This window comes from Enterobacter sp. CGMCC 5087 (genome assembly GCF_003144775.1).
Classification (GTDB): domain Bacteria; phylum Pseudomonadota; class Gammaproteobacteria; order Enterobacterales; family Enterobacteriaceae; genus Enterobacter; species Enterobacter cloacae_M.
On sequence record NZ_QFXN01000130.1, the window covers coordinates 1 to 1,097 of the forward strand.

At 54.5% G+C, this 1,097-nt stretch carries 1 protein-coding gene and 1 pseudogene; both read right to left on the reverse strand.

Features of this window, described 5'->3' with window-relative positions; translation table 11 throughout:
- Positions 1-458: DUF4123 domain-containing protein (locus tag DEO48_RS12600; RefSeq protein WP_109845353.1), on the reverse strand; the 458-nt coding region annotated here is incomplete at its 3' end.
- Positions 458-1,097: pseudogene (locus DEO48_RS26790) on the reverse strand (type VI secretion system tip protein VgrG); the annotation flags it as partial. The gene DEO48_RS12600 and the pseudogene DEO48_RS26790, both read right to left, overlap by 1 nt.

Sequence of the window (1,097 nt, forward strand, 5' to 3'; positions counted from 1 at the left end):
CGCTCGCCGTTATGCCGGTAATGCCACTGCTCAATCCCCGTTAAGAAATGTGCACGCTGCTCTTCTGAGAGGAGGGTGTTTATTGAGTGCAGTACGCCGGGGTCGTAATAACGAAAGAGCGCCACCTGACCGTCATCCAGACGGATGTTAAGCAGGGAGGCCAGATGCCCGGCCATCACGCTAAAATCCGTCCGGGTCTCCAGCCACGATACGGCGGGGAACTGCTGCTCCAGCTGAATCAGCTCATCCTCCCGTTCTGGTGCCTCTGCAATATTGATAAGCCACGGCCCGGCCCAGGCAATCTGCGTATCAGGGAAGGTTTTGAACAGCGGTAAGACGGTTTCTTTGTCATAACTGAGTTCACGCCCGAAAGCGCGCTCATACTGCAGACCGCACACCAGCGCGTACAGGCGCTTTGCCGGCATATCAGCAAGTTGTTCTGTCGTGAGAGGCTGCATCAGCTCTGCCCCCTGATGACCAGCGTCTGTCCGCTGCTGGCCGCCTTCATCATGCAGCTCAGGCACAGCGGTTTCAGTTCACCGGTGACCGGCAACAGCGCTGCCGGTGTTGGCGGCGGTGGTTCAGCGGGTATGCCCGGCACATCCGGCAATTTTCCGTTCCAGTCGCCCACCTGTCCCGGCGCACCACTTCCCAGGCTAATAGTGTCACTGCTGGTGATGCCGGTGGGAGCGATGGTGATATAGTGTCCGTCAACCATAAACGTCAGCGACTCGCTGCATTCAAACACCATTTTTTTCCCGGCCATCAGGTGCATATCCTGCTGCGTCTGTGCGTAGAGGCTGTCTTTGGCCTGCAGATGAATATCCGCACCGCCATTCAGTGAGATATCCTTTTTCCCCAGCAGGCGATATTCGTTATCGACGGTGGTAAACAGGTTATTTTTGATATGTTCGGTTTTATCTTTTCCGGTGATTTCATTGATATTATTCAGAATATCAACGTTCATATCCCGCTGTCCATGCAGGTAGATTTGCTCCATCCCGGCTTTGTCTTCAAAGGAAAGTTCGTTATAGCCTTTCCCCTGAACCGTGTCTGAACGCAGCACCATGCGGGTTTTATTCACCGGCAGGGGATAG